This window comes from Longimicrobium sp., from assembly GCF_036554565.1.
In the GTDB taxonomy this organism is placed as follows: domain Bacteria; phylum Gemmatimonadota; class Gemmatimonadetes; order Longimicrobiales; family Longimicrobiaceae; genus Longimicrobium.
On sequence record NZ_DATBNB010000043.1, the window covers coordinates 1 to 4121 of the forward strand.

The 4121-nt window shown below is 70.7% G+C and carries 4 protein-coding genes; all 4 read right to left on the bottom strand.

Annotated elements, in window-relative coordinates:
• Positions 1-709 (bottom strand): lipid-A-disaccharide synthase (gene lpxB, locus VIB55_RS01195; protein WP_331874834.1); only part of this gene is annotated, 709 nt, incomplete at its 3' end.
• A gap of 41 nt (positions 710-750) precedes the next feature.
• Positions 751-1737, bottom strand: a complete 987-nt coding sequence (locus VIB55_RS01200; RefSeq protein ID WP_331874835.1) for a Gfo/Idh/MocA family oxidoreductase — start codon at positions 1735-1737, stop codon at positions 751-753.
• The gene (gene lpxA / locus VIB55_RS01205) at positions 1734-2522 is read right to left on the bottom strand and encodes an acyl-ACP--UDP-N-acetylglucosamine O-acyltransferase (RefSeq protein ID WP_331022106.1); all 789 of its coding nucleotides are present in this window, start codon (positions 2520-2522) and stop codon (positions 1734-1736) included. The genes VIB55_RS01200 and lpxA overlap by 4 nt, the downstream gene beginning before the upstream one ends.
• 11 nt (positions 2523-2533) lie before the next feature.
• Positions 2534-3826 carry a UDP-3-O-acyl-N-acetylglucosamine deacetylase gene (gene lpxC, locus VIB55_RS01210; protein WP_331874836.1) on the bottom strand — a complete coding sequence of 431 codons (1293 nt, stop codon included), beginning with the start codon at positions 3824-3826 and terminating at the stop codon, positions 2534-2536.
• Positions 3827-4121 lie beyond the last annotated feature (295 nt).

The following is a 4121-nucleotide window of genomic DNA, read 5'->3' on the forward strand; positions in this document are numbered from 1 at the left end:
CCGCCTGCGCATCCGGCCGCCGCGCCACCGCCAGCTCCGCCGCGGCCGAGAACAGCTCCAGGTGCCGACCCACCTCCTGCGCACGCGACCCCGGGAACAGCGCCAGGATCGGCCGCTCAGGGTCCAGGCCGACGGAGCGCGCCCATTCCGCGCGCGGGACCTCGGGATCCGCACGGTCCAGCAGCGGGTGGCCGACGAAGCGCGCGTTCACCCCGCCCTTCCGCAGGAAATCCTCCTCGAACGGCAGGACGACGGCCACCTCATTGGCGTCGCGCGCCAGGTCGCGCACCCGGCTCTTGTGCCATGCCCACACCTGCGGCGCGATGTAGTACAGCACGGGAATGCCACGCTCGCGGGCGTGGCGGGCCAGGCGCAGGTTGAAGCCGGGGTAATCTATGGGGATTACGAGATCCACGCCCTCGCTCGCCAGGGCGGCGAACACCTTTTTTCGAAGCTCGATGAAGAACGGCAGGTGGCGCAGCACCTCGACAAAGCCCATCACCGCCAGCTCGTTCAGCCCGGCGAGAAGGCGCACGCCCTCCGCCTCCATGCGCGCGCCGCCCAGCCCCACCAGCCGCGCGTCGGGAAAGCGCTCGCGCAGCGCACGCGCCAGCGCGGCCCCGTGCAGGTCGCCGGATTCCTCGCCGGCGGAGATGAAGATGGTGGGCGGGGACGATGGGTCCCGCGGCCCGCGGGCGGGCTCAGCCACGTCGCGCGGCGCGGGAAAGGGATCGGGGCACGGAAGGGGGGTCACGCCCGCGCGGGCAGCCCCGCGGCCGCGTGCTGCTCGATGCGCTCCATGATGCGAAGCGCCACCGCCAGCGCGTCGCGCCCCGCCTCGCCGCTCACCACCAGCGGCCCCTCGCCGCGCACGGCCAGGATCCACGCCTCCAGCTCCGCGCGCAGCGGCTCGGCGCCGTCGCCCTTCAGCTCCACGCGCTCCACCACGCCCAGCAGCGCCGCCATTCCCATCTCGCTCCCCTCGGGCAGGCGCGCGCCGGGCTTGAGCCGCAGGAACTCGCCCTTGCCCGTGGCAAGATCCAGCGAGATGTAGCCGGACTGCTGGAAGAAGCGGACCTTTCGCATCTTCTCGAACGAGACGCGGCTGGCGGTGATGTTGGCGACCGCGCCGTTCTCGAAGTTGATGCGCGCGTTGGCGATGTCCGCGCTCGGCGTCAGCACCGGCACGCCGATGGCGTCCAGCGACTCAACGCCGCGTCCCACGAGGCCCAGGACCAGGTCGATGTCGTGGATCATCAGGTCCAGCACCACGGCCACGTCCGTCCCACGGGGGTTGAAGGGAGCCAGCCGATGGCTTTCCACGAACCGCGGGTCTTCCAGGTACGGCTCGCAGGCCCGCAGCGCGCCGTTGAAGCGCTCCACATGCCCGGTCTGCACCGTCAATCCCTTCGCCGCCGCGGTGGATACGATCGCGTTCGCCTCTTCCAGCGTATGGGCGATCGGCTTCTCGATCAGCAGGTGCACGCCCGCGTCCAAGGCAGCGAGCGCCACCTCGGCGTGGGCGGTGGTGGGAACGGCGATCACCGCCGCATCCACCGACTCCAGCAGCTCGTCGCGGCTGCGGAAGGCGCGCACGCCCAGCTCCTGCGCTACGTGGGCCAGGCGCGCGGGATCGTCGTCCCACACCCCCGCCATCTCCGCGCCGGATACGTCGCGAAGGATGCGCGCGTGGTGAAACCCCAGGCTGCCTACGCCCAGGACACCGGCACGCGTCACGACGACACCCCGCGCCCGGTGCCCTCGAAGAAGGAAAGAAACTCCTCCACCTCCGGCAGCGCCCGCAGCTCCTCGCGGGCGCGGGCCAGCGCCTGGGTGATGTTGTGCTGCGAGGCGAAGAACAGGCGATAGGCGCGCTTCAGCTCGCGTCGCACCTCTTCGCTGAAGCCGCGGCGCTGCAGGCCGACGGAGTTCAATCCATAGAGCTCCAGCGGAATCCCCGCCGCGCGGACGAACGGGGGGATGTCCTTGGAGATGCGCGACTGCCCGCCGACGAAGGCGTGCGCGCCGATGCGCACGAACTGGTGGATGGGCGTCATGCCCCCCACGATCGCCCAGTCGCCGATGGACACGTGCCCCGCCATGTTCACGGCGTTGGACAGAATCACGTGGTCGCCGATCTGGCAGTCATGGGCCACGTGCACGTAGCTCATCAGCATGCACTCGCTGCCGACGGACGTGTACCCGAGGGCGGAGGTGCCGCGGTTGAGCGTGGCGTACTCGCGGATGACCGTGCGGTCGCCCACGCGCAGCTCGGTGGGCTCGCCGTGGTACTTCAGGTCCTGCGGGTCCGTCCCCAGCACGGCCCCGTGGCTGATGCGGCAGTCCTCGCCCACCACGGTGTCGCGCTCGATCAGCACGTGGCTGGCCAGCTCCGTGCGCGCGCCGATGCGCACGTTGGGGCCCACGATGCTGTACGGCCCCACGACCACGCCCTCGGCCAGCTCTGCCGACTCGTCGATCAGCGCCGTGGGGTGCACTCTCGGCTCGATGATGGTTTCCATCGCCCCGGGCCTCAGCGGTCCACCACGCGCGCCATCATCTCCGCCTCGGCCACCACCTGGCCATCGACGGTGCCCACCCCCCTCATCTTGCAGGTGGCGCCGCGGATCTGCATCACCTCCACCTCGAAGCGGATCTGGTCGCCCGGCGTCACGGGGCGGCGCCACTTCACGTTGTCGCACGACATGAAGTAGACGATCTTCTCCGCCAGGTTCTCCATCGTTTCCAGCACCAGCAGCCCGCCCACCTGCGCCATCGCCTCCACGATCAGCACCCCCGGCATCACCGGCCGGCCGGGAAAGTGGCCCTGGAAGAACGGCTCGTTGATGGTGACGTTCTTCAACCCCACGATGCGCTTGCGCTCCTCGAACTCCACCACCCGGTCCACCAGCAGGAACGGGTAGCGGTGAGGCAGGTAGTGCATGATCTGCTCGATGCTCAGGATCGGCCGCGCGAGCGCCTTCTTCTCCGCCCGCGCGACCAGCTCCTTGGCCAGGGCCACGTTGCCCGCGTGCCCCGGCCGCTCGGCGATCACGTGCGCCCGCAGCCGCGCGCCCACGAGGGCGAGATCGCCCACGATGTCCAGCGCCTTGTGGCGCACGAACTCGTCCGGAAAGCGCAGCTCCGCGCCGTCCAGCACCCCGTCGTCCGAAAGCACCACCGCATTGTCGAGCGAGCCGCCCATCGCCAGGCCGCGGCCGCGCATGGCCTCTACGTCGCGGGCGAAGCAGAAGGTGCGCGCCGGGAGCACGTCCGCGGCGAAACGTTCGGCATCCACCCGGTAGCTGCCGAACTGGCGCTGCACGAGGGGATGGTCGAACTCGATGGTGACCGACACCCGGTGGTCGCCCGAGGGCGCCACGACGTACTCCGAGCCGCCCTTGGGCGCCAGCGAAAAGGCCGACTCCACCGCCAGGAACTTCGCCGGCGCGTCCTGCTCCTCGCGCCCGCACTCCGCCAGCATGCGGTGAAAGTCCAGCGCGCTGCCATCGGCCGCTGGCGTCTCCACCGCGTCCAGCTCCACGAAGGCGTTGTCGATCTCGTTCACCACCAGCGTCGCCAGCAGGTGCTCCACGGTGTGCACCTTGGCCTCGCCCTGGCCGATGGAGGTGCCCAGGTCGGTGCCCACGACGTGCGAGACGTGGGCGGGAATCTCCGGCGAGCCGTCCAGGTCGGTGCGGCGGAAGACGATCCCGGTATTGACGGGCGCGGGAAGGATGCGCATCCGCACCTCCGCCCCGGTGTGAAGCCCCACGCCGCGCATTTCTCCGGCACGGGCAAGGGTGTTCTGGCGTGGCGTCGTCATGGATCCAGTATCGGCGTTCGGCCGTGGTGGTGTAGCAATGAGAGCGGGGACGCTCCCAAGAAGCGGCCCCGCAATATTCTACCCAACGTGCATCCGCGCCGCCACTGCCGGGCGCCCCGTCCGTGGCTCAATCGGCGCTTCCGCCCCCCTCCCGCGCCCGCGCGCCGCCCCGCCCGAACACCGCGGCCTCCAGCGCCTTGAGCCGTTCGACCACTTTCGGCAGGCCGAACACCGAGGCCTGGGCGCGCATGGACTCGCGGTGCGGGCGCGCCGGGTTGCCGGAGACGGTGAGCCC